This is a genomic window from Lutimaribacter degradans (assembly GCF_023703375.1).
In the GTDB taxonomy this organism is placed as follows: Bacteria; Pseudomonadota; Alphaproteobacteria; order Rhodobacterales; family Rhodobacteraceae; genus Lutimaribacter; species Lutimaribacter degradans.
This window is the reverse complement of the sequence record NZ_JAMQGO010000008.1, coordinates 104,446-127,388: the sequence shown is the minus strand read 5'-3', so window position 1 is coordinate 127,388 and position 22,943 is coordinate 104,446. Positions and strand designations below refer to the sequence as shown.

General features: G+C 63.4%; 26 protein-coding genes and 1 riboswitch. Of the genes, 10 read left to right on the top strand and 16 right to left on the bottom strand.

What is annotated here, in order from left to right:
* Positions 1 to 97: 97 nt before the first annotated feature.
* The 8 genes from metK to miaB all read right to left on the bottom strand — a co-directional run bounded on the left by metK (position 98) and on the right by miaB (position 8,026).
* On the bottom strand, positions 98 to 1,276 hold the full coding sequence (gene metK, locus M8744_RS12790; RefSeq protein ID WP_251418179.1) for a methionine adenosyltransferase: 1,179 nt from the start codon (positions 1,274 to 1,276) through the stop codon (positions 98 to 100).
* 6 nt (positions 1,277 to 1,282) lie between these two features.
* Positions 1,283 to 1,330: riboswitch (SAM-SAH riboswitch) on the bottom strand.
* 33 nt (positions 1,331 to 1,363) lie between these two features.
* Entirely contained in the window at positions 1,364 to 2,899 is a 1,536-nt protein-coding gene (lnt, locus tag M8744_RS12785; protein WP_251418176.1) for an apolipoprotein N-acyltransferase, read from the bottom strand.
* Positions 2,900 to 3,799 (bottom strand): hemolysin family protein, encoded by a 900-nt coding sequence (locus M8744_RS12780; protein ID WP_251418173.1) that lies wholly within the window; start codon positions 3,797 to 3,799, stop codon positions 2,900 to 2,902.
* A gap of 42 nt (positions 3,800 to 3,841) precedes the next feature.
* Positions 3,842 to 4,351, bottom strand: a complete 510-nt coding sequence (gene ybeY / locus M8744_RS12775; protein ID WP_251418170.1) for an rRNA maturation RNase YbeY — start codon at positions 4,349 to 4,351, stop codon at positions 3,842 to 3,844.
* Between the two features lie 104 nt (positions 4,352 to 4,455).
* Positions 4,456 to 5,406 (bottom strand): PhoH family protein, encoded by a 951-nt coding sequence (locus M8744_RS12770; protein WP_251418280.1) that lies wholly within the window; start codon positions 5,404 to 5,406, stop codon positions 4,456 to 4,458.
* 201 nt (positions 5,407 to 5,607) lie between these two features.
* Positions 5,608 to 5,910, bottom strand: coding sequence for a hypothetical protein (locus M8744_RS12765; protein WP_251418152.1), 303 nt, complete (start codon positions 5,908 to 5,910; stop codon positions 5,608 to 5,610).
* Between the two features lie 19 nt (positions 5,911 to 5,929).
* Positions 5,930 to 6,511 carry an OmpA family protein gene (locus M8744_RS12760; protein ID WP_251418149.1) on the bottom strand — a complete coding sequence of 194 codons (582 nt, stop codon included), beginning with the start codon at positions 6,509 to 6,511 and terminating at the stop codon, positions 5,930 to 5,932.
* A 192-nt stretch (positions 6,512 to 6,703) separates the two neighbouring features.
* Positions 6,704 to 8,026: a tRNA (N6-isopentenyl adenosine(37)-C2)-methylthiotransferase MiaB gene (gene miaB, locus M8744_RS12755; protein ID WP_251418146.1), complete on the bottom strand. Its 1,323-nt coding sequence runs from the start codon at positions 8,024 to 8,026 to the stop codon at positions 6,704 to 6,706.
* 116 nt (positions 8,027 to 8,142) lie between these two features.
* Between miaB and M8744_RS12750 the strand changes: the two genes are divergently transcribed.
* The gene (locus tag M8744_RS12750; protein WP_251418127.1) at positions 8,143 to 9,009 is read left to right on the top strand and encodes a glycosyltransferase family 2 protein; all 867 of its coding nucleotides are present in this window, start codon (positions 8,143 to 8,145) and stop codon (positions 9,007 to 9,009) included.
* Between the two features lie 124 nt (positions 9,010 to 9,133).
* Here M8744_RS12750 and M8744_RS12745 read toward each other — a convergent pair whose 3' ends face one another.
* From M8744_RS12745 to argH, 3 genes are read right to left on the bottom strand one after another with little or no spacing between them, the layout of a single operon-like run.
* Entirely contained in the window at positions 9,134 to 9,448 is a 315-nt protein-coding gene (locus M8744_RS12745) for a DUF2834 domain-containing protein (RefSeq protein WP_251418124.1), read from the bottom strand.
* 1 nt (position 9,449) lies between these two features.
* The gene (locus M8744_RS12740) at positions 9,450 to 9,602 is read right to left on the bottom strand and encodes an argininosuccinate lyase (protein WP_251418121.1); all 153 of its coding nucleotides are present in this window, start codon (positions 9,600 to 9,602) and stop codon (positions 9,450 to 9,452) included.
* Positions 9,599 to 10,990: an argininosuccinate lyase gene (argH, locus tag M8744_RS12735; RefSeq protein ID WP_251418118.1), complete on the bottom strand. Its 1,392-nt coding sequence runs from the start codon at positions 10,988 to 10,990 to the stop codon at positions 9,599 to 9,601. Before argH ends, M8744_RS12740 begins: the two co-directional genes overlap by 4 nt.
* A 20-nt stretch (positions 10,991 to 11,010) precedes the next feature.
* Here argH and M8744_RS12730 point away from each other — a divergent pair, with 20 nt between their 5' ends.
* On the top strand, positions 11,011 to 11,616 hold the full coding sequence (locus M8744_RS12730; RefSeq protein ID WP_434481369.1) for a TlpA family protein disulfide reductase: 606 nt from the start codon (positions 11,011 to 11,013) through the stop codon (positions 11,614 to 11,616).
* A 134-nt stretch (positions 11,617 to 11,750) separates the two neighbouring features.
* On the top strand, positions 11,751 to 12,938 hold the full coding sequence (locus tag M8744_RS12725; RefSeq protein WP_251418115.1) for a lytic murein transglycosylase: 1,188 nt from the start codon (positions 11,751 to 11,753) through the stop codon (positions 12,936 to 12,938).
* 72 nt (positions 12,939 to 13,010) lie between these two features.
* Here the strand turns inward: M8744_RS12725 and M8744_RS12720 are convergent, their stop codons facing one another.
* From M8744_RS12720 to M8744_RS12700, 5 genes are all read right to left on the bottom strand, one after another.
* Entirely contained in the window at positions 13,011 to 14,894 is a 1,884-nt protein-coding gene (locus tag M8744_RS12720; protein WP_251418112.1) for an acyl-CoA synthetase, read from the bottom strand.
* 184 nt (positions 14,895 to 15,078) lie between these two features.
* The gene (locus M8744_RS12715; protein WP_251418109.1) at positions 15,079 to 15,522 is read right to left on the bottom strand and encodes a molybdenum cofactor biosynthesis protein MoaE; all 444 of its coding nucleotides are present in this window, start codon (positions 15,520 to 15,522) and stop codon (positions 15,079 to 15,081) included.
* Positions 15,523 to 15,526: 4 nt separating this feature from the next.
* Positions 15,527 to 15,778, bottom strand: coding sequence for a molybdopterin converting factor subunit 1 (gene moaD / locus M8744_RS12710; protein WP_251418107.1), 252 nt, complete (start codon positions 15,776 to 15,778; stop codon positions 15,527 to 15,529).
* On the bottom strand, positions 15,775 to 16,440 hold the full coding sequence (gene pgsA / locus M8744_RS12705) for a CDP-diacylglycerol--glycerol-3-phosphate 3-phosphatidyltransferase (RefSeq protein ID WP_251418104.1): 666 nt from the start codon (positions 16,438 to 16,440) through the stop codon (positions 15,775 to 15,777). Before pgsA ends, moaD begins: the two co-directional genes overlap by 4 nt.
* Positions 16,441 to 16,482: 42 nt before the next feature.
* The gene (locus tag M8744_RS12700; RefSeq protein WP_251418101.1) at positions 16,483 to 17,463 is read right to left on the bottom strand and encodes a DMT family transporter; all 981 of its coding nucleotides are present in this window, start codon (positions 17,461 to 17,463) and stop codon (positions 16,483 to 16,485) included.
* Between the two features lie 112 nt (positions 17,464 to 17,575).
* Here M8744_RS12700 and M8744_RS12695 point away from each other — a divergent pair, with 112 nt between their 5' ends.
* The 7 genes from M8744_RS12695 (at position 17,576) to M8744_RS12665 (ending at position 22,766) form a co-directional block, all read left to right on the top strand.
* The gene (locus tag M8744_RS12695) at positions 17,576 to 18,088 is read left to right on the top strand and encodes an SRPBCC family protein (RefSeq protein ID WP_251418098.1); all 513 of its coding nucleotides are present in this window, start codon (positions 17,576 to 17,578) and stop codon (positions 18,086 to 18,088) included.
* A gap of 187 nt (positions 18,089 to 18,275) precedes the next feature.
* On the top strand, positions 18,276 to 19,205 hold the full coding sequence (locus M8744_RS12690) for an ABC transporter ATP-binding protein (RefSeq protein WP_251418095.1): 930 nt from the start codon (positions 18,276 to 18,278) through the stop codon (positions 19,203 to 19,205).
* Positions 19,202 to 19,963: an ABC transporter permease gene (locus M8744_RS12685; protein WP_251418092.1), complete on the top strand. Its 762-nt coding sequence runs from the start codon at positions 19,202 to 19,204 to the stop codon at positions 19,961 to 19,963. Before M8744_RS12690 ends, M8744_RS12685 begins: the two co-directional genes overlap by 4 nt.
* Positions 19,964 to 20,042: 79 nt before the next feature.
* Positions 20,043 to 20,840: a S49 family peptidase gene (locus M8744_RS12680; protein WP_251418089.1), complete on the top strand. Its 798-nt coding sequence runs from the start codon at positions 20,043 to 20,045 to the stop codon at positions 20,838 to 20,840.
* Positions 20,821 to 21,009 (top strand): hypothetical protein, encoded by a 189-nt coding sequence (locus M8744_RS12675; RefSeq protein WP_251418086.1) that lies wholly within the window; start codon positions 20,821 to 20,823, stop codon positions 21,007 to 21,009. The genes M8744_RS12680 and M8744_RS12675 overlap by 20 nt, the downstream gene beginning before the upstream one ends.
* A 3-nt stretch (positions 21,010 to 21,012) precedes the next feature.
* Positions 21,013 to 21,969 carry a calcium/sodium antiporter gene (locus tag M8744_RS12670; RefSeq protein ID WP_251418083.1) on the top strand — a complete coding sequence of 319 codons (957 nt, stop codon included), beginning with the start codon at positions 21,013 to 21,015 and terminating at the stop codon, positions 21,967 to 21,969.
* On the top strand, positions 21,966 to 22,766 hold the full coding sequence (locus M8744_RS12665; protein WP_256474195.1) for an SDR family oxidoreductase: 801 nt from the start codon (positions 21,966 to 21,968) through the stop codon (positions 22,764 to 22,766). The genes M8744_RS12670 and M8744_RS12665 overlap by 4 nt, the downstream gene beginning before the upstream one ends.
* Positions 22,767 to 22,943: the final 177 nt, after the last annotated feature.

Genomic DNA, 22,943 nt, shown 5'->3' with positions numbered 1-22,943 from the left:
TGGGGCCAGTGTCGGGGTGCCCCAGGCACAAGGCAAGAAAAAACCGCGCGCCACAGGAGTGACGCGCGGCTTTGGATCAAGGGCGATAATCGCTTGCTCAGATCGCTTTTTTCAACGCTTCGGCCAAGTCGGTCCGCTCCCAGCTAAAGCCGCCATCGGCATCGGGCTCGCGACCAAAATGGCCATAGGCAGCCGTGCGCGTGTAGATTGGCTTGTTCAAATCCAGATGCGTGCGGATACCGCGCGGCGTAAGGTCCATCACCTTGGGGATAGCGGCCTCGATCTGCGCTTCGGGCATCTCGCCCGTGCCATGGGTGTTGACATAGATCGACAAGGGGCGCGCCACGCCGATGGCATAGCTGAGCTGCAAGGTGCAGCGCCGTGCCATGCCCGCGGCCACGATATTCTTGGCCAGATAGCGCGCGGCATAGGCCGCCGAGCGGTCAACCTTGGTCGGGTCCTTTCCGGAAAACGCGCCGCCGCCATGCGGGGCCGCGCCGCCATAGGTATCAACGATGATCTTGCGTCCGGTCAGGCCCGCGTCACCATCGGGCCCGCCGATGACGAATTTGCCGGTGGGGTTCACGTGCCATTCGGTTGCGGCACTCAGCCATTCGCCGGGCAAAGACTCGCGGATATAGGGTTCGACCAGGTCGCGCACGTCGGCGCTGGTCATGTTTTCATCCATGTGCTGGGTCGACAGCACGATTTGCGTGACCTCGACCGGCTCGCCGTTCTCGTACCGCACCGAAAGCTGCGACTTGGCGTCGGGGCCCAGGTTGGGTTCCACGCCGGATTTGCGCACCTCGGCCAGCCGCCGCAGGATCTTGTGGCTGAACTGGATCGGGGCCGGCATCAGCGCGTCCGTTTCATCGGTCGCATAGCCGAACATGATGCCCTGGTCACCGGCGCCTTCGTCACCCTGCTCGCCCGTAACGCCTTGGGCGATATGGGCAGATTGTTCGTGCAAAAGGTTGGTGATCTCGCAGGTGTTCCAGTGGAACTTGTCCTGTTCGTATCCGATATCCTTGATGCAGGCACGGGCGATATCGTCGATCCGGCCCATGTATTCGTGCAGTTTCGCCTGATCGGTCAGGCCCACTTCACCGCCGATGACCACGCGGTTGGTGGTCGCGAAGGTCTCGGCCGCGACACGGGCCAGGGGATCTTCGGCCAGAAAGGCATCGAGGATGGCGTCCGAGATACGGTCGCACACCTTGTCGGGATGCCCCTCCGAAACGGATTCGGAGGTGAAAGTGTAGTTTTGTCTTGCCATGAAAAACGCTCCATTGATGCGACCCGCCACGCCAGGAAGCCGTTGTGACGGTGGGATGCCACTCGTTACGCGCCCGGCAGGGCGGCGTCAATGCGATTTAGTCCGTCGCATCCGGGCAACATTCAGGCCAAACCCGCCAAGACACAGGAAAATCAGCAGGGCAATCGGCCCGTCGCCCGATCTTGCATAGGGCGTTGGGGGCAGCGCCGGTGGCAAGGCGGCATCCACGAAACCCGCCTGTCCCAGTGGGATTTGGGCCCGCACCGTGCCGCGCGGCCCGATCATGGCCGAAACGCCGGTATTGGCCACGCGCACCATGGGCAGCCCCTGCTCCACCGCGCGCAAACGCGCCTGGGCGAGGTGCTGATAGGGCCCCGAGATGCGACCGAACCACGCATCGTTCGTGATCTGCAACAGGAACCGTGGCCGGGCGGGTGCGGTGGCCACATCGCGGGGAAAGACCGCTTCGTAACAGATAAGCGGCAAGGCGGCGCCGATGCCCGGCACCTCCATCAGCCGCGCACCCGGCCCGGATGAATAGCCGCGCCCTTCGGATGCGGCCAACCCATGAATACCCCAGCGCGCAAGGATGTCGCCCAAGGGCATGTATTCGCCGAATGGCACCAGGTGGTGCTTGTCGTAAAGCGCACCCACCTGCCCGCCCGCGTCGATGCGCGCGGCGCTGTTGTAGATGCGCATGCCCTCTTGCCGCTGGACACCCAGGACAACCGGCACGCCGCCTGCCGCATCGGCCACGGCGGCCAGCGCGTCATCGGCGTAGTTCAACCAGACCGGCACCGAGGTTTCGGGCCACACGATCAGGTCGGGCCGCGCGGTATCCGTGGTTGCGGCGGTAAAACCCAGTTGGCGGCGGAAGAAACCCGGCGCTTTCTCGGGGTCCCATTTTTCATGCTGCGGGGCATTGGGTTGCGTCATGCGCACCAATGGCGCATCCGGCGTGGGGGCGGGCGCAGGCTGGGCCGCCCCCCAGTACAGCAGGGCGGCAAACAGCCCCGGCCCCAACAGCGCGGGCAGCGGTCGCGGCCCCACCAGCCCGCACAGCGAAACCGCCAGCGCCAGTACCGTTGCGGTCAGCCCCAACGCGCCGCCATATGCCGCAAGCTGAAGCGCGGGCGACGCGATCAGAACATGCCCGACCAAGGCCCAGGGAAAGCCGGTGAACAATATGCCCCGCAGCATTTCGGCCCCGGTCAGGGCAACGACCCAGATTAGCCCGCGCCCGCCAAGGACGCGCGCCAGACCAAAGGCCAGCGCCCAGAACAGGGCCAGCCCCGCGGCCATCAGCACCAGGGCAAAGGGCGCCATCCAGCCGTGGCGGGCAACATCCACCAGGAACGGCTCGATAATCCATGACAGCGCCACGAGAAAATAGCCCGTGCCGCCCGACCACCCGACCAACGCAGCGCGGCGCCAGCCGCCGGCGATGCGAAAGAGCGCGTAAAGCCCGGCAAAACCCAGGATCGCCAGCGGCCACAGGTTCAGTGGCGCGTGTCCCGTTGCCGACACCGCGCCGGCCAGCAGCGCCAGCCCCATTACCTTGCGTAACGGGCGGCCCTGCACCCAGCCCTTCATCCGGCCCATCGGCGCAGCGCCCGCTTTCATCTAGCTTGCCGAGCTGCCATCCAGCCGCACGCGCAACCGCTTGATGCGGCGCGGGTCGGCCTCGACCACCTCGAACTCGGGGCCGGCCGGGTGCTTGACCACCTCGCCGCGTACCGGCACGCGGCCCGACAGCATGAAGACCAGCCCGCCCAGCGTGTCGATCTCTTCTTCGTCCACGTCCTCGGTATCGGTCAGGGATTGGCCGATCTCTGCCTCGAACTCGGCCAGCGGGGTCTTGGCAAGTGCGAGGTACTGGCCGTCTTTCTCGGCGGTCCAGAAACTGTCATCCTCGGTGTCGTGCTCGTCCTCGATCTCGCCGATCACCTGTTCGATCAGGTCCTCGATCGTCACCAACCCGTCAACGCCGCCATATTCGTCGATCACCAGCGCCATGTGCTTGCGTTCGGTCTGCATCTTTTGCAGCAAGACCCCGATGGTCATCGAGGGCGGCACGTAAAGCAGCGGGCGCAACATGTCTTTCAGCGCGAAAGACCCGCCCTTGCCGTTGAACCCGTGTTTCAGCGCGAAATCCTTGAGATGGATCATACCCTGCGGGTTGTCGAGCGTACCTTCGTAGACCGGCAGGCGCGTCAACCCGGTTTCGCGGAACTGCTCAACCAGTTCATCGCGGCTGATGCTGCACGGAACCGACACGATATCGGCCTTGGGCACTGCCACGTCCTCGACCCGCATGTTGCGCAGGTTCGACAAGCTGGGCGACGCCGTCTGGCTGTGTGCGTGGGAGTCTCGGAACGTGTCCTCGACATCCGATGCGCCAAGCGCCCCAATGATGCGTGTGAAAAAATTCCCGTTCGTTTCAGCGACGGGATCGTGTGTTTTGGCCTCGATCGGCTGCGCGCTATGCGCCGCCGTAGAAGAGCCCTCGGTGCTTTCGCCCATTTTTCCTTACCAAAAACCGGGCCCGATCGGCCCATGATGTCATCAATATGGGTCAGGCAACCCCAGTTTGCCAAGTATCTTTACTTCGGTTTGTTCCATCAGAGTGGCGTCGCGGTCACGGATATGGTCATAGCCCAGCAAATGTAACACCGCGTGCACAACCAGGTGCGTGGCGTGATCGGCCAGTTGCTTGCCCTGTTCAGCCGCTTCGCGCGCGCAGGTATCATAGGCGATGGCGATATCGCCCAGCTCTTGCAGCGGCCCCGCGTCAGCCCCTTGCGGGCCTGTTTCGGGCAAGCCCGGCATATTGCCGTCATTGGTGGCGGCAAGGTCCTCGGCGGGCCAAGACAGCACGTTGGTGGGCTGCGGCTTGCCACGGAAATCGGCATTCAGCACGGCAATGCGCGCATCGTCGCAGGCCAGCAGCGCGATTTCAAAGCGCGATGGATCAAGCCCCAGATGGGTCAGCGTCGCCGCCGCCGCGCCTTCGGCAAGCGGCTCGATCCCGGCACTGGTCCAGCGCTCATCCTCGATGATCGTATCAACCAACATGGGCCTGCCATATCCGCTTGGCCCGTGCGGTAGAAGTGCAAAAACGCGCAGTCTCTTTATAGGCCGGGCCCCCGGACGATATGCCCCAAGGTTACCGCCCCGGTTTATTGATCGGCGTCGTAGGCTTCGATGATGGCCGCGACCAACGGGTGGCGAACCACGTCGCGGGCCGTGAAATAGTTGAAGCCGATCTTGTCGATGCGCTTGAGCAGCCGTTCGGCATCGTGCAGCCCCGATGTCACGCCGCGCGGCAGGTCAACCTGGCTGCGGTCGCCGGTGATCACCATGCGCGATCCTTCGCCCAGGCGCGTCAGGAACATCTTCATCTGCATCGAGGTGGCGTTCTGCGCCTCGTCCAGCACGACAAAGGCGTTCGACAGCGTCCGGCCGCGCATGAAGGCCAGCGGTGCGATCTCAATGCGCTTTTCCTCGATCAGCTTGGCGACCTGCTTGCCGGGCAGGAAATCGTTCAGCGCGTCGTAAAGCGGCTGCATGTAAGGATCGACCTTGTCCTTCATGTCGCCGGGCAAATACCCCAGCTTTTCGCCCGCTTCGACCGCCGGCCGTGACAGGATGATACGGTCGACCGCGCCGTTGATGAACATGTTCACCCCCGCCGCGACCGCCAGATAGGTCTTGCCGGTGCCCGCGGGGCCGATGCCGAAACACAACTCGGACTTGAACAGGTTCTGCACATAGCTTTTTTGCGCGTCGGTACGCGGTTCAACCAGCTTCTTGCGGGTCTTTATCTCGACCGCACCGCCCTTGAACATTTCCAACTGGTCGCCGTCGCGGCTGCCGGTATCGTCGCCTGAGCCACCCATGCGAATTTCACGGTCGATATCGGCGCGCTCGACCTCCCGCCCGGCCTCGAGCCGGGAATAGAGCGCGCCCAGCACGTCCATCGCCTCGTTGGCGGGGGTATCTTCGCCGATCACGGCCAATTCGTTGCCGCGGCGCAAGATCTGCACCCCAAGCTTCTGTTCTATCTCGGCCAGGTTGCGGTCATATTCGCCGCACAGGTCGATCAACAGGCGGTTATCGGGAAATTCCATCACGCGCTCGCCGAGCGCGAAAGGGGCGGTCGCCGGGGGCAGCTCGGTGGTGGGCAAACGGATCTCCTTGTCCGGGCGTACGTCGATGGTGCCAAGTTGTGCCGCGCGGTGCAACCGTTTGGCAGGGAAACTCATCGTGTTGAGACAAAAAACGCCGCAAGCGCGGAGCCTGCGGCGTTTTGCAAGGCATCTAGCACCGGGTCAGAGCGAGTCAGGCACGCCGCTGCCGCCCTTGAACGGGCCGACCGCCGTGTTGGGCGGCGCAGCTTCCGAGCAGACCGGCTTGCCGTACTTGTCCAGGCGCTGCGACAGGTATCCTTCAAGACCATCATCGATGATCCAGTGATCGCACCCGTTGGGGTCAACCCAGATACCGGCCTGCAATTGGCTCAGGCTCTTGCGGTCGAAACCGCGGTCGCGGCTCTTGTCCGGCCCGACTGTTCCATCGCAGGCCGCCAAGGTGGTGATCATGGCAAGACCAGCGGCAATTTTCACGATATTCATAATTATTCCCCCGGTGGCCTTACTGGATACAGATGATTTCAACGCGGCGGTTCTGCGCCATGCCCGCCGCGGTGCTATTGGCCGCTTTAGGCATACGCTCACCATACCCGCGCACATCGACGACACGCGCGCCCACCCCGGAGGCCACGCGCGCCACCGCGTTGGCCCGGTTGTAGCTCAGGCGCATGTTGTATTCGTCAGAGGCGCGGCTATCGGTATGCCCGGCGATGACGAACGCCCGCGCGGTGGTCGAACGAAAGAAGTTTTCCAACTGTGCCCGGCCGGCCGCCGAGATACGGTGGCTATCGGTGGCGAAATACTGGTCGGAGTTCATGACGCCGCAAACATTGCCCCGGCGGCAGACCGGGACGCCCTGGCGGTTCACATGCGGCGACATGTAGCCTTCGGCGCCGTCATCCATGACCCAGTGTTCGCAGCCGTCCGGGTCGATCCATATACCGGGAATGTATTCTTCGCCCCGAACGGTCTGTTGTGCCGATGCCGGTGCCGGTACCGTAAAAATGATTGCGCCCACAAGCAGGGCGCAGATAAGTTGCCCTGCTCTGCGGATCGCCTTGGTAAATGTAACCACAGCAGTCATCCTGATATTGTTGTCCCCCAACGGCCCGTCCCGGAAACATCTGGGAGGGGCCAACCTTCCGCACACAGGATGTAGCAAAATCAATCGCCTGTGAAGGGAAAAATCCCTTATACTGTTTCGCGTAAGGAAACATGGCCCCGCGCTCGGGGCCCGCCTTGCGCACCGGCAGCCCGATGGCCCGCGCGGGACAGTTCAGGCGACTTCGCCCGCGAGCGAGTTCGGGCCGCTTTCCAGGATACGCACGCGATGAATCTCGCCGGCCCGCGCGCGGCTGTCGGTGACATGCACGGCGTGCAGGTAATCGGACTTGCCGACCATCTGCCCGCTCATCCGGCCCGGTTTTTCAAACAGCACGCCCACCTCGCGGCCCACCATCGCATCCTGAATGGCCCGCTGTTGCTCGGTGATCAGCGCCTGAAGCCTTTGCAACCGCTCGTCGGCCACCGCCGCATCGACCTGCGCACGCTCGGCCGCCGGCGTGCCGGGACGGGTGGAGTATTTGAACGAGAACGCCTGCCCGTAATTGACGGCGCGGATCAGGTCCATCGTGTCTTCGAAATCCTGGTCGGTTTCTTCGGGGAAACCCACGATGAAATCGCCCGAGATCAGGATGTCGGGACGGGCGGCGCGGATACGCTCGATCAGTCGGATATAGCTTTCGGCCGTGTGGCTGCGGTTCATCCGTTTCAGGATGCGATCACTGCCAGATTGCACCGGCAAGTGCAGGTAGGGCATCAGTTTCTCGCACTCGCCATGCGCCGCGATCAGGTCATCGCTCATGTCGTTTGGGTGGCTCGTGGTAAAGCGGATACGCTCCAGCCCGTCGATCTTGTCCAGCGCCCAGATCAGGCGGGCCAGGCTCCAATCGTCGCCGTCCGGGCCAGGCCCGTGATAGGCGTTTACGTTCTGGCCCAGCAGCGTGATCTCGCGCACACCGCGCTCGACCAGGTCGCGCGCCTCGTCCAGCACGCGGGCGGCAGGGCGGCTGACCTCGGCCCCGCGGGTGTAGGGCACCACGCAAAAGGCACAGAACTTGTCGCAGCCTTCCTGCACGGTCAGAAACGCGGTCGGGCCACGGCTGGCCTTGGGGCGCTGCTTGAGAACCTCGAACTTGTCCTCGAGCGGGAAATCGGTATCGAGCGCCTTTTCGCCCTGTCCGGCCTTGGCCTCCATCTCGGGCAGGCGGTGATAGCTTTGCGGGCCCACCACCAGGTCGACCATGGGCTGGCGGCGCATGATCTCGGCGCCCTCGGCCTGGGCGACGCAGCCCGCGACCCCGATCTTGAGGTCGGGCCGCGCGGCCTTGAGCCCCTTGAAGCGGCCCAGCTCGGAATAGACCTTTTCAGCGGCCTTCTCGCGGATGTGGCAGGTGTTGAGCAGGATCATGTCGGCATCATCGGGGCTGTCGGTGCTGACATAACCGCTGCTGCCCAGGGCTTCGGCCATGCGCTCGCTGTCATAGACGTTCATCTGACAGCCATATGTCTTGATATAGAGTTTCTTCGCCTCGCCCATCCGACCGGCTCCATTCTGCTCGCGTTGGGGTGCGTATACCAGAACGGCGCCACCTTGCAATGTAGGGCGAATTGTCCGAGTTTCGGCGACAATAAAAAGGAAAGGCAAGCGGCAGCATGCGATTTGAATCGTTGAACGAGTTTCTGTCAAAGGGCGAGCCGGTGTTGGCCAAGGGGCCCGTGGCGTTGATCTTTGCCGAAGACGAGACAGAGCTGGACAGCACGTTGCGCCATCACCTGTCTTGCGGGTTCAAATCCGTCGTTCTGTTTGCCCCGCCCCCGCTTGCAATGGCCGCCGACGTGGCCGACCGCGTGACGCGGGTCGATTATGACACGCTTGTGGACAATGCCCTTGTCACGGCGATCAACGCCGTGATCAACAAGGCGCCGGGCCAGTGGCTTTATTATTGCTACAACGCCGAATATCTTTTCTACCCGTTCTGCGAAACGCGCACGGTGGGCGAAATGCTGACCTTTCACGGCGAAGAGCGACGGGACGCCATGCTGGCCTACGTGGTCGATCTGTACGCAGCCGACCTGGACGCGCATCCCGACGCCGTGTCTCTGGATGACGCGCACCTGGACAAATCCGGCTATTACGCGCTTGCCCGCGAAGACCCTGTCACGAAGCAGCCGCGCGACCGGCAACTGGACTTCTTCGGCGGGCTGCGCTGGCGCTTTGAAGAACATATTCCCGTGCCGCGCCGCAAGATCGACCGAATCGCCCTGTTCCGCGCGGCGCAGGGCCTGACATTGCGGCCCGACCACACCTTTTCCGACGAGGAGTACAACACCTACGCCTGCCCCTGGCATCACAACCTAACGGCGGCGATCTGTTCGTTTCGTACCGCCAAGGCGCTGAAACGCAACCCCGGTTCGACCTTCGATATCGAGACCTTTTGCTGGCACAACTCGGTCCCGTTCGAGTGGCATTCACGGCAATTGCTTGACCTTGGCCTGATGGAGCCCGGCCAATGGTTCTGAAGCGGACGTGACCCGGCGGAGCGGGCCGCGGCCCGCGCATTGGGAGCATCGCTGACGCGCTGCGGAATGAGGGGCGCTGCCCCTCAAACTCCCCAGGGTATTTGCGGCAAGAGGAAGGATGCCGTCAGGCCGGCCTTGTGCGCAGGAACAGGTAGAGCGGCAAGCCGCAGCTGACACCGATGCAGAAGGTGGCCGGGATGGCGACCAGCGCCGTCCAGTTGCGACGCGTGGCCACCTCGGCCAGGATCCAGATCGTCAGCGCGATGGCGGCAATGGTCAGATCCCACGTCAGTCCGGTGGTGGAGGCGTTGACATACCATGCATCGACCAGGCCGGACAGGCCGGTGCCGGTTTCCGTCATGTAGCTGGCGAAGTAATACATCGGGTGGACGGCGCCCCAGACGGCCAAGCCAAGATATAGCACGCGCAACGGGGACATGTCAGTAGGCCCTGGTGACGCCGAACCGGGCCTCGCCGCTGATCGTGACGCCGGTGTCAGGCGCGGTTTCAGCGGTGCCGGGGCGTTGCGGTTCGCCGTCGGCGCCGCAGGCGACGAGCGTGACGAGAGCCAGCAACAGGGCGAGCGGTTTCATTTCAGCACCTCTTTCCAGCGGGCAACCTGGGCGCGCACCTGTTCGGGCGCGGTTCCCCCGTAGGATGTGCGCGAGGCGACCGAGTTTTCAACCCCGAGCACGGTGAAGACGTCGGCGGTGATGTTGGAATGGACCGATTGCATGTCGTCGAGCGTCAGGTCGGGCAGATCGCAGCCCCTGCCCTCGGCCATCGCGACAAGCTGGCCCGTGACGTGATGCGCATCGCGAAACGGTATGCCCAGCACGCGGACCAACCAGTCGGCCAGGTCGGTTGCGGTGGAAAACCCCGAACCGGCGGCGGCGGCAAGGCTGGCGCGATTGGCGGTCATGTCACGCACCATGCCCTCCATCGCGGCAAGGGCCAGCATCAGGTTGTCGGCGGCATCGAAGACCTGTTCCTTGTCTTCCTGCATGTCCTTCGAATAGGCCAGCGGCAGCCCCTTCATCACCGTCATCAGCGCCACGTTGGCCCCGAAGATACGCCCGATCTTGGCGCGAATCAGTTCGGCCGCGTCGGGGTTTTTCTTTTGCGGCATGATCGACGACCCGGTGGAAAAGCGGTCGCTGAGCGTAACGAAGCGGAATTGCGCGCTGGACCAGATCACCAGTTCCTCGGCGAAACGGCTGAGGTGCATCGCGCAGATCGAGGCGGCGGCAAGAAACTCCAACGCGAAATCGCGGTCGGAGACGGCATCGAGCGAATTGGCCGCCGGCCGATCGAAGCCGAGTGCTTGCGCGGTCATGTGCCGATCGATGGGGAAGGAGGTGCCCGCCAGCGCTGCCGCGCCCAGGGGGCATTCGTTCATGCGGGCGCGCGCATCGCTGAACCGCCCGATATCACGGCCGAACATCTCGACATAGGCCATCATGTGATGGCCCCAGGTGACGGGCTGCGCGGTTTGAAGATGGGTAAATCCCGGCATGACCCAATCGGCGCCGGCCTCGGCCTGCGCGATGAGCGCCGCGACGAGCGCCCGAAGCCCGTCAATTGCCGCGTCGATCTGGTCACGCACCCAGAGCTTGAAATCGGTCGCCACCTGGTCGTTGCGCGAACGCCCGGTGTGCAGGCGGCCCGCCGGCGCACCTATGATCTCTTTCAGGCGCGCCTCGACATTCATGTGAATGTCTTCGAGCGCGGCGGAAAACTCGAAACGCCCCTCTTCTATTTCTGACAATACGGTGAGCAGACCTTTGCGAATGGCCTCGGCATCGCTATCACTCAGGATGCCCGTGGACGCCAGCATTGCGGCATGGGCGCGTGAACCGGCAATATCCTGTGCCGCCATCCGCTTGTCGAACGAGATAGAGGCGTTGATCGCCTCCATGATCGCGTCCGGCCCCGCGGAGAACCGGCCGCCCCACATCTGGTTTGCGCTGTCATTGCCCATGTCTGCCCCTTGGAGGTCATATGCGTCTGTCGAAGTCCACCGTGCTTTATCTGGCCATCGCCGTCTGTGCAATCGCGGGCGTGGCCTGGGTCGCGCTGAAAGACCCCGCGCAGGTGATGCCTGCCGGGCTGGAAAACCGTGCCGAAATCGAGGCACTGCGCACGGGCGACATGAAGAAACTGCAATTTCACCCCGCACCGAAAGCCGTTCCCGCCATAGCGTTTGACAGCGAGAGCGGCGAAGAGGCGCAGCTGTCCGATTACAACGGAAAGCTGGTGGTGGTGAATTTCTGGGCCACCTGGTGCGCGCCATGCCGCAAGGAAATGCCGATGCTGGACGCGCTGCAGGATGAACTGGGCGGTGACAATTTCGAGGTGGTGACAATCGCCACGGGCCGCAACGCCCCGCAAGCGATGAAGGCGTTTTTCGACGAGGTCGGCGTGAAGCATTTGCCGCTGCACCGCGATGCGAACTCGGCGCTGGCGCGCGGGATGGGCGTTCTGGGCCTGCCCGTCACGCTGATCCTGTCGCCCGAGGGGGGGGAACTGGCGCGGCTGACGGGGGATGCCGATTGGTCATCCGACAGCGCCAAGGCGATCCTGACCGCGATGATACCGGACAGCTGACCCAAGGCCAGCTTCGTCTGCAGAAGATTTGCAACCTGCCTGTCGCAGGCCCCGGCGGAATGGCGCCCATGCCGGTTTGGCGCTTTCTTGAAGGCGCGGATTTGCTAAGCTTCGGGCCAAAAGGATATGTGCCCATGCCCCTGACCCGCCGCGCCTTTACCCTGGGCCTGACCAGCGCGTTGACCCTGCCAAACGCCGCCCTTGCGCAGGGGTTCGACGCATGGCTGCGCCGGTTCCGCGCGCAAGCCGCGCAGGCGGGTATATCGCAATCGACGATGGACGCGGCATTTGCCGGGGTGCAGCGGCTGCCAAGGGTTGTTGCCAACGACCGCGAGCAGGCCGAGGTGACGCGCAGCCTGCAAGATTACGTGAGCACCGCGGCCTCGTCCGCGCGCATCCGCGGCGGGCAACGGGCTCTGACCCGGTTCGGACAAGTGCTGGGCCAGATCGAGCGACGCTATGGCGTGGAAAAAGAGGTGATCGTCGCCATCTGGGGCATGGAAAGCAGTTTCGGCGGATTTCGCGGATCGACCCCGGTTATCTCGACATTGGCCACCTTGGCGCATGAGGGGCGGCGGGCCGACCTTTTCCGGGCCGAGCTATTGGCTGCGCTGCGGATAATCCAGTCGAGCAACGTGTCACCGGCGGGGATGCAGGGCAGTTTCGCGGGCGCCATGGGACACACGCAATTCATGCCCTCGACCTACCTGGCCCACGCGGTGGATTTCAACGGCGATGGCCGACGCGACATCTGGGGTGATGACCCGACGGATGCGCTGGCCTCGACGGCGGCGCTGCTGGCCACGAATGGTTGGCGGCGCGGCCAGCCATGGGCCATCGAGGTGAACCTGCCGCAAGGGTTCGACCTGGCGCTGACCGGGCGCGTCTACCCGCGCCCGACGCTTGACTGGCGCGGGCTGGGCGTGACGGCTGCGGGCGGTGGGCGCTTGCCCGATCACGGCAACGGCGCGCTGATACTGCCCGCCGGTCCGCGCGGGCCGGTCTTTCTGATCCATGACAATTTCCACGTCCTCAAGACCTATAACTACGCCGACAGCTACGTGATCGGGGTCGGGCACCTGTCGGACCGGCTGGCCGGTGGCGGCCCGATCCGCGCGGGATATCCGCGCGATCCGTGGGGCATGAGCGATGCCGAACGCGTGGCGCTGCAAAAGCGGCTGAACGCGGGCGGCTTTGGCGCCGGCAACCCCGATGGGGTGATCGGTGAAAAGGGACGGGCCGCCATTCGCGCCTACGAGGCGGCCAATGGCCTGCGCGTCACCGGGGTTCCGAGCCGGGCCTTGCTGCAAGGGTTGCGCTAGACCAAGTTGGCCAGGCTGTGGCCCCGCGCGGGGCCAATGACGCGGCCATCCGGCCGCGCAATCATGGCAATGTCACTCGGCCCATTCCCATGGGCGAGTGAAGCCGCCCAGCACGTGGCTTACCTCGTCATCTTGCAGCTCGCCGGTGCGCTTCACTCGCGCGACCAGGCCGCGTTTCTTGTCGTCCACCACTTCGATCACGCGGGCGTTCAGCTTGGCCTCTTCCAATGCAGCATTGTAGACACGCGTGATCGCACGTTTGCGCAGGTCGGGCTTGAACACCTTGCCGACAGCCGTTTTCGGCAATTCATCCAGGATTTCCACATGTTTCGGCAGGGCCGCGCGTTCATGCACGTGAATCTTGCAATGCTGGTACAACTCCTTGCCGGTCACTGTGCCGCCATCGACCAGTTCCACGTAGGCGCATGGAATTTCGCCGGCATGGGCATCGGGCTGGCCGATCGCCCCGGCAAAGGCCACGTCCTTGTGCGCCAGCAGGGCATCCTCGATCTCGGCGGGGTCGATATTGTGACCGCCGCGAATGATCAGGTCTTTTGCGCGACCCGTGATCCACAGATAACCATCGGCGTCGATACGGCCCAGGTCGCCCGTGCGCAGGTACTTGCCGTAATAGTAAAGTTCCTTGTTCTTGTCGGGCTCGGTATAGGTTTCGGGCGCATTCACGCCGGGGTTCGATACGCAGATCTCGCCCACTTCGTCGGTGGCGCATTCCACGGATTCGCCATCGACCTCGCGCATGATGCGGATATCGGTATAGGGGAAACGGATCCCGACCGAGCCGACCTTTTTCTCGCCATCCACGGGGTTGACGCTGACAAGGCAGGTGGCCTCGGTCAGGCCGTAACCCTCGACGATGGTCACCTGCGTGGCGCTTTCGAAACGCTTGAACAGTTCAAGCGGCATGGGCGCCGACCCCGAGAACGAGGTTTTGACGCTGCTCACATCGGCATCAACCGGGCGCTGCATGAGGGCCGAAACCGCCGTAGGCACGGTAATGATGAAGGTGATCTTCCAGCGTTCGATCAGTTTCCAGAAATTGTCGAAAACACCATCGCCGCGATACCCTGCGGGCGTGGGGAACACCACGTGGGCCCCAGACTTGATGCAGGCCATCAGGATCACGTGACAGGCAAAGACGTGGAACAGTGGCAGCGGGCAGATCACGTTGTCATCGGGCGTGTAGAGCAGCGTGCCCCCCAGCCAGCCGTTATAGATGATGCCGGAATAGCGGTGCTGCGCCACCTTGGGCATCCCCGTGGTGCCACCCGTGTGGAAATACGCCGCCACCCTGTCACCCTGCGCATCGGCGAATTGGAGCGTGCGGGGTTGCCGAGCCATTTCCTTGTTGAAATCCAGAACATCGGCGTGGTGATTGCCCAGGTTCTTGGGGCGCACCAGCGGCACGATCAGGTTCTTCGGGAAGGTAAGGTAGCGGTTGAGGTCAACCTCGAGCACAGTGTGCACATTGGGCGCATGGCGCACCGCCTCGGCGGTTTTCTGGGCAACATCCGTCTTGGGGAACGCCTTGAGCGTGACAACGACCTTGGCCTTGGTCTCGCGCAGGATGGCCCCGATCTGTTCGGGTTCCAGCAGCGGGTTGATCGGGTTGATGATACCCGCGATTGCCCCGCCAAGGATGGTCAGCACGGTTTCGTTGCAATTGGGCATGACCATCGCCACCACGTCATCCTCGCCCACCTTCAGGCTTCGGAACAGGTTGGCAGCCTGGCAGGTGCGAGCGTAAAGCTCGTCCCAGCTCAGGGTTTCGGCCTTGTCATCAGGCCCCGAGAGCAACTGGAACGTGACGGCATCCTGCTTGCCATGTGCATCTTTCGTCTGCTTCAGCATCTGATGCAGGGTTGTGGGCACGTCACGCTCGGCCCACGGCATTTCGTTTTCGATGGCGATGGAATCCTGCACGGATGCAAAGGCCATGATGTCCTCCCAATCTGGGCGCACGCCCGGAATCTCCCTCTCGGGGCAGTTTGGATGCGAAACAAACCCGGCGCAAGTGGGCCGCCGCGACGTCATCGAAAGACCGGACCCCAAGTCAAGTAACAAGACCTGGCACGGCTGCCACGGTGCAGCGACGCGGTTCCCGCCGGCCGCGCCCGCGCCCTTACCAGCGTTTCAGGGCGTCTTCATCCTCGTCCCGCGCGGCGACCCAGTCTGCCCCCTGCCCGGTATGCTCTTTCTTCCAGAAGGGCGCGCGGGATTTCAGGTAATCCATCAGGAATTGCGCCGCCTCGAACGCATCGGCCCGGTGCCGCGCGGCGGTGGCGACCATCATGATCATCTCGTCCGCCTGCATCCGGCCGTGGCGATGCACGATCAACACGTCGCCCAATTGCCAGCGGTCGCGGGCTTCGTCCTCGATCTTGTGCAACGCGCGCTCGGTCATGCCGGGGTAATGCTCGATCTCCATGGCCTGCAAGCCCCCGGCCACGTCGCGCACGACGCCGGTGAAGGTCACGATCGCCCCCATGCCGCCCGCCTGCGCGGCGACAAAGGCGTTGGCCTCGGCCCCCAGGTCGAACGGGTCGGATTGCACGCGCACCGCCATGCGTTCAGCCCCCCGTCATCGGCGGAAAGAATGCCACCTCGCGCACGCCGTCCAACGGGGCATCGAACTCGGCCAGGTCCTGGTCCACCGCCACGCGCAGGGCGGACAGATCGGCGAAGGCGACCTCGTAGCGGTCTTCGCGGGCGCGCAATTCCTCGACCAGTTGGGCCACGGTGGCCGCTTGCGTTTCGACGGTTTCGCGCGGCAGGCCGATGCGTTCGCGCACCCAGGCAAAATAGAGAATATCTATCGTCATGAGCTGTCCTTCAGATACGGGATGGCTTTGCGAAAATAATCCAGCCCGGTAATGAATGTCAGCGCCGCCGCGATCCAAAGCAGCGCCAAGCCTATGTGCCCTGCCCAGATCATGCCCTCAAGCTTCCACCACAGCCCGTGCAGATCCGGTTCGCGCCCGTCGAGGATGGCGGCAACCATCTCGGCATCCATGCCATATGTGGACATGCCGAAGTAATGTTCAAACACCCCCTGGCCGAAAAGCACCGCGATGGCGACCATCTGCAACGTGGTTTTCCACTTGGCCAGTTTCGTCACCTTCAACGTGCCGGCCGTATCGCCCAGGAACTCACGCAGTCCTGAAACGAACACCTCGCGGAACAGGATCACCGTCGCGGGCAGCACAAGCCAGGGCGACATCGACGAATAGCCCACGATAACCATAAGCGCGATCACCACCATGGCCTTGTCGGCAATCGGGTCCAGCATGGCGCCCAGTTTCGTTTCCTGTTTCCAGGCGCGCGCCAGGTAACCGTCGAACCAGTCGGTCACCGCCGCGCCCAGGAACAGCAGCAGCGCGAACCAATCGGCATATGGGCGGGTGAAATACAAAAACATCACCGCCACGCCGGGCGCGGCCAGCAGGCGCAGGACCGTCAGGATATTCGGGATCGTCCATGTCATGGCATGTTTCCTAGCCGCTTCGAGCCGCAGGGGGAAGGCCCGTCAATACCGCCGATGCACCCGCCGCCCGCTGGCGATCCGACGCTTGAGCATCGACTCGCGCAGGAAAACGAAAAGCCCCGAGCCCATGATGAGCACGATCCCCAGGCTGACCCAGATATCAGGCAACTCGGCCCAGATCGCCCAGCCCCAGAACACCGCCAGCGGCAGGCCCACATATTCGAACGGTGCCACGGTGGCGGCATCGGCCATCCGGTAGGCCTGGCTGAGGCAATAGCTGACAATGGCCGAGTTCAGCCCCAGCCCAAGGAAAAGCCAGCGATCGTCGGGCGCGGGCCAGACCCATGCACGCAGCAAGAATTGCAGCGAGCCGTTCTCGACCCCTTCGGCAAAGCGACCGTCCCCCGCCACGATGTAGAACAGCACCGACACCGTGATGAAGGTGGCCTGGATATAGACCGCCAGCGCCGAGGCCGATGTCGTCACCCCCAGCCGCCGGGTCATCAACTGGTTGAGCGCATAGGTCAGCGCCGCCAGAACCGGCAGGAACAGCACCACGCGCGGCACCCCGAGCGCGGCCTGCCCGGCCCAGGGCTTCATCATGACGACAACGCCCAGGAACCCCACCAGCACGGCGCCGAGGCGCCAAGGCCCCACCTTTTCGCCGAGAATGGGAATAGACAGCAGCGTGATCATCAAGGGCGCAGCGAAAAACAGCGCCGTGGCGTCGGCCAGCGGGATCACCGCAAGCGCGGCAAAGAATGTCATGTTCGAGATCACGATCAGCACGCCACGCAGCAGATGCAAGCTGGGCTGGCGTGTCTTGAGCAGGTGAAAGCCGCCCTCCCACCGGACCAGCATCAGGCTGAAAAGGATGCCGATCGACGAGCGGATGAACACCATCTGGTGCAACGGGTAGCCCCCCGACAGCTGCTTGATCAGCATGTCGTTTACCGAAATGGCGGTGACGCCGGCTAGGATGAAGACGATGCCTGCCGTGTTTCTGTCTATCTGCGACCCCATGTCGCCCGCCTAGCACGCCCGCAGGGTGGCGCCTATCGCAAAAGCGACCTCTTCCCGCAGCCCGCGGCTTGGGCTAACGTCGCGCGCACTGGACGAATGAGGGAGACCAGCGATGGAAATGCACGACCAGCGGGACATCCGCGCCGACCGCGAAACTGTGTGGGCCGCACTTTTGAGCGCGGATGTGTTGCAGGAATGCGTCCCCGGCGCGCAAGAAGTGACAGGCAGCCCCGAGGACGGGTTCCAGGCCACGGTGGTGCAAAAGGTCGGCCCGGTGAAGGCCACGTTCAAGGGCATGGTAAGCCTGACGGACATGAAGGACCTGGAAAGCCTGACGCTCTCGGGCGAGGGCAAAGGCGGCGCGGCCGGTTTTGCCAAGGGCAGTGCCAAGGTACGCCTGGAAGAGATCGAGGGCGGCACGCGTCTTTACTACGATGTCGATGCCAAGGTGGGCGGCAAGCTGGCACAGCTGGGCAGCCGCATCATCGACGGTTTCGCCAAGAAGATGGCCGACCAGTTCTTTTCCCGCTTCCAGGAGGTGCTGGAGGGCCCCGCCGAGGATAGCGAGGAAGAACCCGAGGCGGTCAAGAAGGGCTGGCTCAAGCGACTGACCAGCCGGTCGTGATCTTGCGGAGCGCGGCCCGTGGCCGCGCGCCGGTTCAGCATCGCCGAGGCGATGCGGATCGAGGGGCGCTGCCCCTCGAGCACCCCGGGGTACTTGAGGCAAGAGGAAGATGCAGGGCGCGTGTGCGCGAGCGCGGGTTGGGCGCCGGGCGCGCCGGTGCTAGCTGTCCGTGAAAAGGAGATGCGCGATGACATCCATTCTGCACATCGAAGGGCTGACGAAGCGCTATGCCTCGGGGCACGAGGCGCTCTCGGGCGTGGACCTGACGATCGAGGAAGGCGAGATCCTGGCACTTCTGGGCCCGAACGGTGCGGGCAAGACGACGCTGATATCGATCATCTGCGGCCTGGTCATGCCGACGGGCGGGCGCGTGTCGGTTGGCGGGCACGATATCGCGCGCGATTACCGCAAGGCGCGCGGCATGATCGGGCTGGTGCCCCAGGAAATCGCGCTGGAGCCCTTCGAGACGGTTTGGAACGTGGTGCGGTTTTCGCGCGGCGTGTTCGGGAAAAAGCGCAACGACGCACATCTTGAGGACGTGTTGCGCAGCCTGAGCCTGTGGGAAAAACGCGACGCGCAGATCCGTGAATTGTCGGGCGGGATGAAACGGCGCGTGCTGATTGCCAAGGCACTGTCGCATGAGCCGCGCGTGCTGTTTCTGGACGAGCCCACAGCAGGCGTGGATGTGGAGCTGCGCCGTGGCATGTGGGAGGTGGTCGAGGGGCTGCGCGCGCGCGGCGTGACCATCATCCTGACCACCCATTACATCGAAGAGGCCGAAGAGATCGCCGACCGTGTCGCGGTTATTTCCAAGGGCCAGATCCTACTGGTCGAGGAGAAGGCCCGCCTGATGGCGCGTATGGGCCGGAAAGAGCTGCGGATCGAGTTGCACGAGCCGATCGACAGCCTGCCCGAGCGGTTCCGCGACAAGGGATTGGAGCTTGTGGATGCGGGCCGCGCGATCGTGTTTCATTATGATACCCGCGGGGAGCGCACGGGCATTGCCGCGCTTCTGGCCGAGCTGTCGGAGGCAGGGATCGTGTTGCGCGACATCTCGACCCGGCAATCGAGCCTGGAAGAAATATTCGTGGGACTGGTGACGGAGGACACGGCATGAACTGGACTGCCATAGGCGCCATCTATCGCATGGAGATGCTGCGCTTTTTCCGCACGATCCTGCAAAGCTTCGTTTCGCCGGTTTTGTCGACCTCGCTTTACTTCGTGGTGTTCGGCACTGCCATCGGCAGCCGTATCGACCAGGTCGAGGGGGTCAGCTACGGTGCGTTCATCGTGCCGGGGCTGATCATGCTGTCGATCATGACACAGGGCATATCGAACGCCAGTTTCGCGATCTATTTCCCGAAATTCATCGGCACGGTCTACGAGATCCTGTCGGCGCCGATCAGCTTTCTGGAGATCACCATCGGCTATGTCGGCGCGGCGGCGACCAAGTCGCTGTTCATCGGGGCGGTGATCCTGGCGACGGCACATCTGTTCGTGGATTTGCAGATCGCGCATCCGCTGGCGATGCTGGCCTTCATGGGGCTGACCTGCCTGTCATTCGCGCTGTTCGGTTTCATCATCGGCATCTGGGCACAAAATTTCGAGCAATTACAATTGATCCCGCTGTTGGTCGTGACGCCGCTGGTGTTCCTGGGGGGTGCGTTCTACTCGGTCTCGATGCTGCCGCCGGCGTGGCAGACGGTGACATTGTTCAACCCGGTGGTTTACCTGATCTCGGGCTTTCGGTGGTCGTTTTTCGGGCTGGCGGATGTGCCCGTTGGGCTGAGCCTGCTGGCCATCGCGGGGTTCACATGCCTGTGCCTTGCCATCATCTGGTGGATGTTTCGCACTGGTTACCGGCTGCGCGATTGACACGCTTTCACGCAACAAATGCCATGGCTTGCGCGCGGGCACCTTGTTTGTCGCGCACCGGCAATCTACATCGGCATTCATGAAACGGTTCATCCCCTTTGTAAAATCCGATCCTGTCGTGGCCGTTGTTCGGCTTTCGGGCACCATCGGATCGGGGCCGCGCGCGCAACTGAGCGACGAGGCCCTTGCCCCCATGCTGGAGCGGGCCTTTCGCCGCGGCAAGCCGCAGGCGGTGGCGCTGCTTATCAACAGCCCTGGCGGCTCGCCCGTGCAGTCGGCGCTGATCGGCGCCCGCATCCGCCGCCTGAGCGAGGAAAAGGGCGTGCATGTTCATGCCTTTGTCGAGGATGTGGCCGCCTCAGGCGGGTATTGGCTGGCCTGCGCGGCCGATGATATCTGGGCCGATTATGGCTCGATCCTGGGGTCGATCGGGGTGATCTCGGCGGGTTTCGGCGCGCATGTGCTGCTGGCGCGGCAAGGGGTCGAACGGCGGGTTTACACCGCGGGCCAGTCGAAATCGCTGCTGGACCCGTTCCAACCCGAAAAAGAAGAGGACGTGGCCCGCCTGCGGGTGATCCTGGATGACATGCATGACGGCTTTATCGACTGGGTGAAAACCCGTCGGGGCGACAAGCTGGATGAAGGGACCGAGCTGTTCACGGGCGATGTTTGGCTGGGCAGCAAGGCGCGGGAACTGGGCCTGATCGACGGGCTGGCCCACCTGGAGCCGAAAATGAAAGAGCTTTACGGCGACAAGGTGCGCTTTGCCCGGTATGGGCGCAAGCGGTCGCTGTTCCAGCGGCTGGGCGCGACGCTGACGCAAGACGCCCTTGCCGGGCTTGAGGAGCGCGCGGCCTATGCGCGTTTCGGCCTCTGACGTGATTATAAAGATCGTCACCCTGTTCCTGATCGCGATGGGCGTGCTGGCCATGTTCGGCAAACTGCGATTTCCGGGCCAGGCGAAATTGCAATCGGCCCGTTGCCCGTCATGCGGCCGCTACCGGATCGGCAAGGGGCCTTGCCCCTGCAAGAAGGGAAAACGCTGAGACATGGAATGGCTGCTGGTTGGGCTTGGCCTGGTGATCCTGCTGCTTGCAGGCGACGCATTGGTGAAAGGCGCGGTGAACCTCAGCCTGCGCGTGGGCATACCGGCGCTGATCGTCAGCCTGACCATCGTGGCCTTCGGCACCTCGGCGCCCGAACTGCTGATTTCGGTCAAGGCGGGGCTTGAGGGCGTTCCGGGACTTGCCCTGGGCAACGTGGTCGGGTCGAACACGGCGAATATCCTGATGGTGCTGGGCATCCCTGCGTTGATGGCCACGATGCACACCAGCGAATGCGACAGCCGCAAAACCTATTTGCAGATGCTCGCGGCCTCGGTGTTGTTCATCGGGCTGGCCTTTACCGGCGAATTCAACGTGATAACCGGGCTGATACTGCTGGCGGCCCTGTTCGCGATGCTTACAATTGCCTTTCTCGACGCGCGCGCCCATCGCAGCGCCGAAAAGGCCGCCATTGCCGCCACCGAAGAAGAAGAGGTGGAAGGCGCCGACCCCGACATGCCGTGGTGGCAGATCCTTGTTTTTCTGGCCCTGGGGCTGGTCGGGCTGCCGCTCGGCGCCGACCTTCTGGTCGACAATGCCAGCATCATCGCGCGCCGATACGGCATCAGCGACACGGTAATCGGCCTGACGCTTGTGGCGGTCGGCACCTCGCTGCCCGAGCTTGCCACGACGGTCATGGCCGCGCTGCGCCGCCAGGCGGACGTGGCGCTTGGCAATGTCATCGGGTCGAACATGTTCAACCTCCTGGCGATCATCGGCATCGCCGGGCTTGTCGCACCCATCCCGGTAGACCGTGAATTCCTGACATTCGATCTGTGGGTGATGCTTGGGGCATCGATCCTGCTGGTTCCGTTCGTGTTTCTGGGGCGCGACATCACGCGCATCTGGGGCGTGATCTTGACGGCGCTTTACGTGGGCTATGTCGTGATCGTGCTAAGCTGACAAACAAGGAGGCGCGCATGACACGGGCTTTGGTGACCGGCGCGGGCAAGCGACTGGGCCGCGCAATGGCATTGTATCTGGCAGATCGCGGGTATGACGTGGCGGTGCATTACGCCAGTTCGGCCGATGCGGCCGAAGAGGTCGCGCAGTTGATACGCGACAAGGGGCAGATGGCCGCCACGTTGCCGGCCGACCTGCTGGACGAGGGCGCCACCCAGGCCCTGCTGCCCGCCGCCGCAAAGGCGCTTGGCGGGCCGATCACCGTGCTGGTCAACAACGCTTCGATCTTTGAATATGACAATATCGAGACTGCCACCCGCGAAAGCTGGGACAGGCACATGGAATCGAACCTGCGCGCGCCCTTCGTGCTGACACAGGCGCTGGCCGGACAGGTGCCCGCACCGGAACACGACGACTTGGGAGAACCCGTGGCGCAGGGGCTGGTGGTCAACATGATAGACCAGCGCGTGAACAAGCTGACCCCGGAATTCATGACATATACCATCGCCAAGATGGGGCTATGGGCCTTTACGCGCACCGCCGCGCAGGCGCTCGCCCCGCGCGTGCGCGTCAACGCCATCGGCCCCGGCCCCACGTTGCAAGGCGGGCGCCAAAGCGACGGTCATTTCGCTCGCCAGCGCGCGGCAACGGTGCTGAACCGGGGCCCAAACCCCGCCGATATCAACGCCGCGCTGGGGTACTTCCTGGATGCCCCCGCCATCACCGGGCAGCTTTTGTGTGTCGATGGCGGGCAGCACCTGGCCTGGCAAACGCCGGACGTCCTGGGTGTCGAGTGACGCCGTGGTGGATTACCCCGGCGGCAAGTTGTTCACCGCTCTCAATTCCGTGATCCGCCCGTTACAAAATTGTTAAGAATATCAGTGATTTGCAATGTGCGATATTTTTTATTATTCAAAACCAAATACTTACAATCTCGCCCATTTTTTAGGCAAATCATGGAACACCGTCAAAAC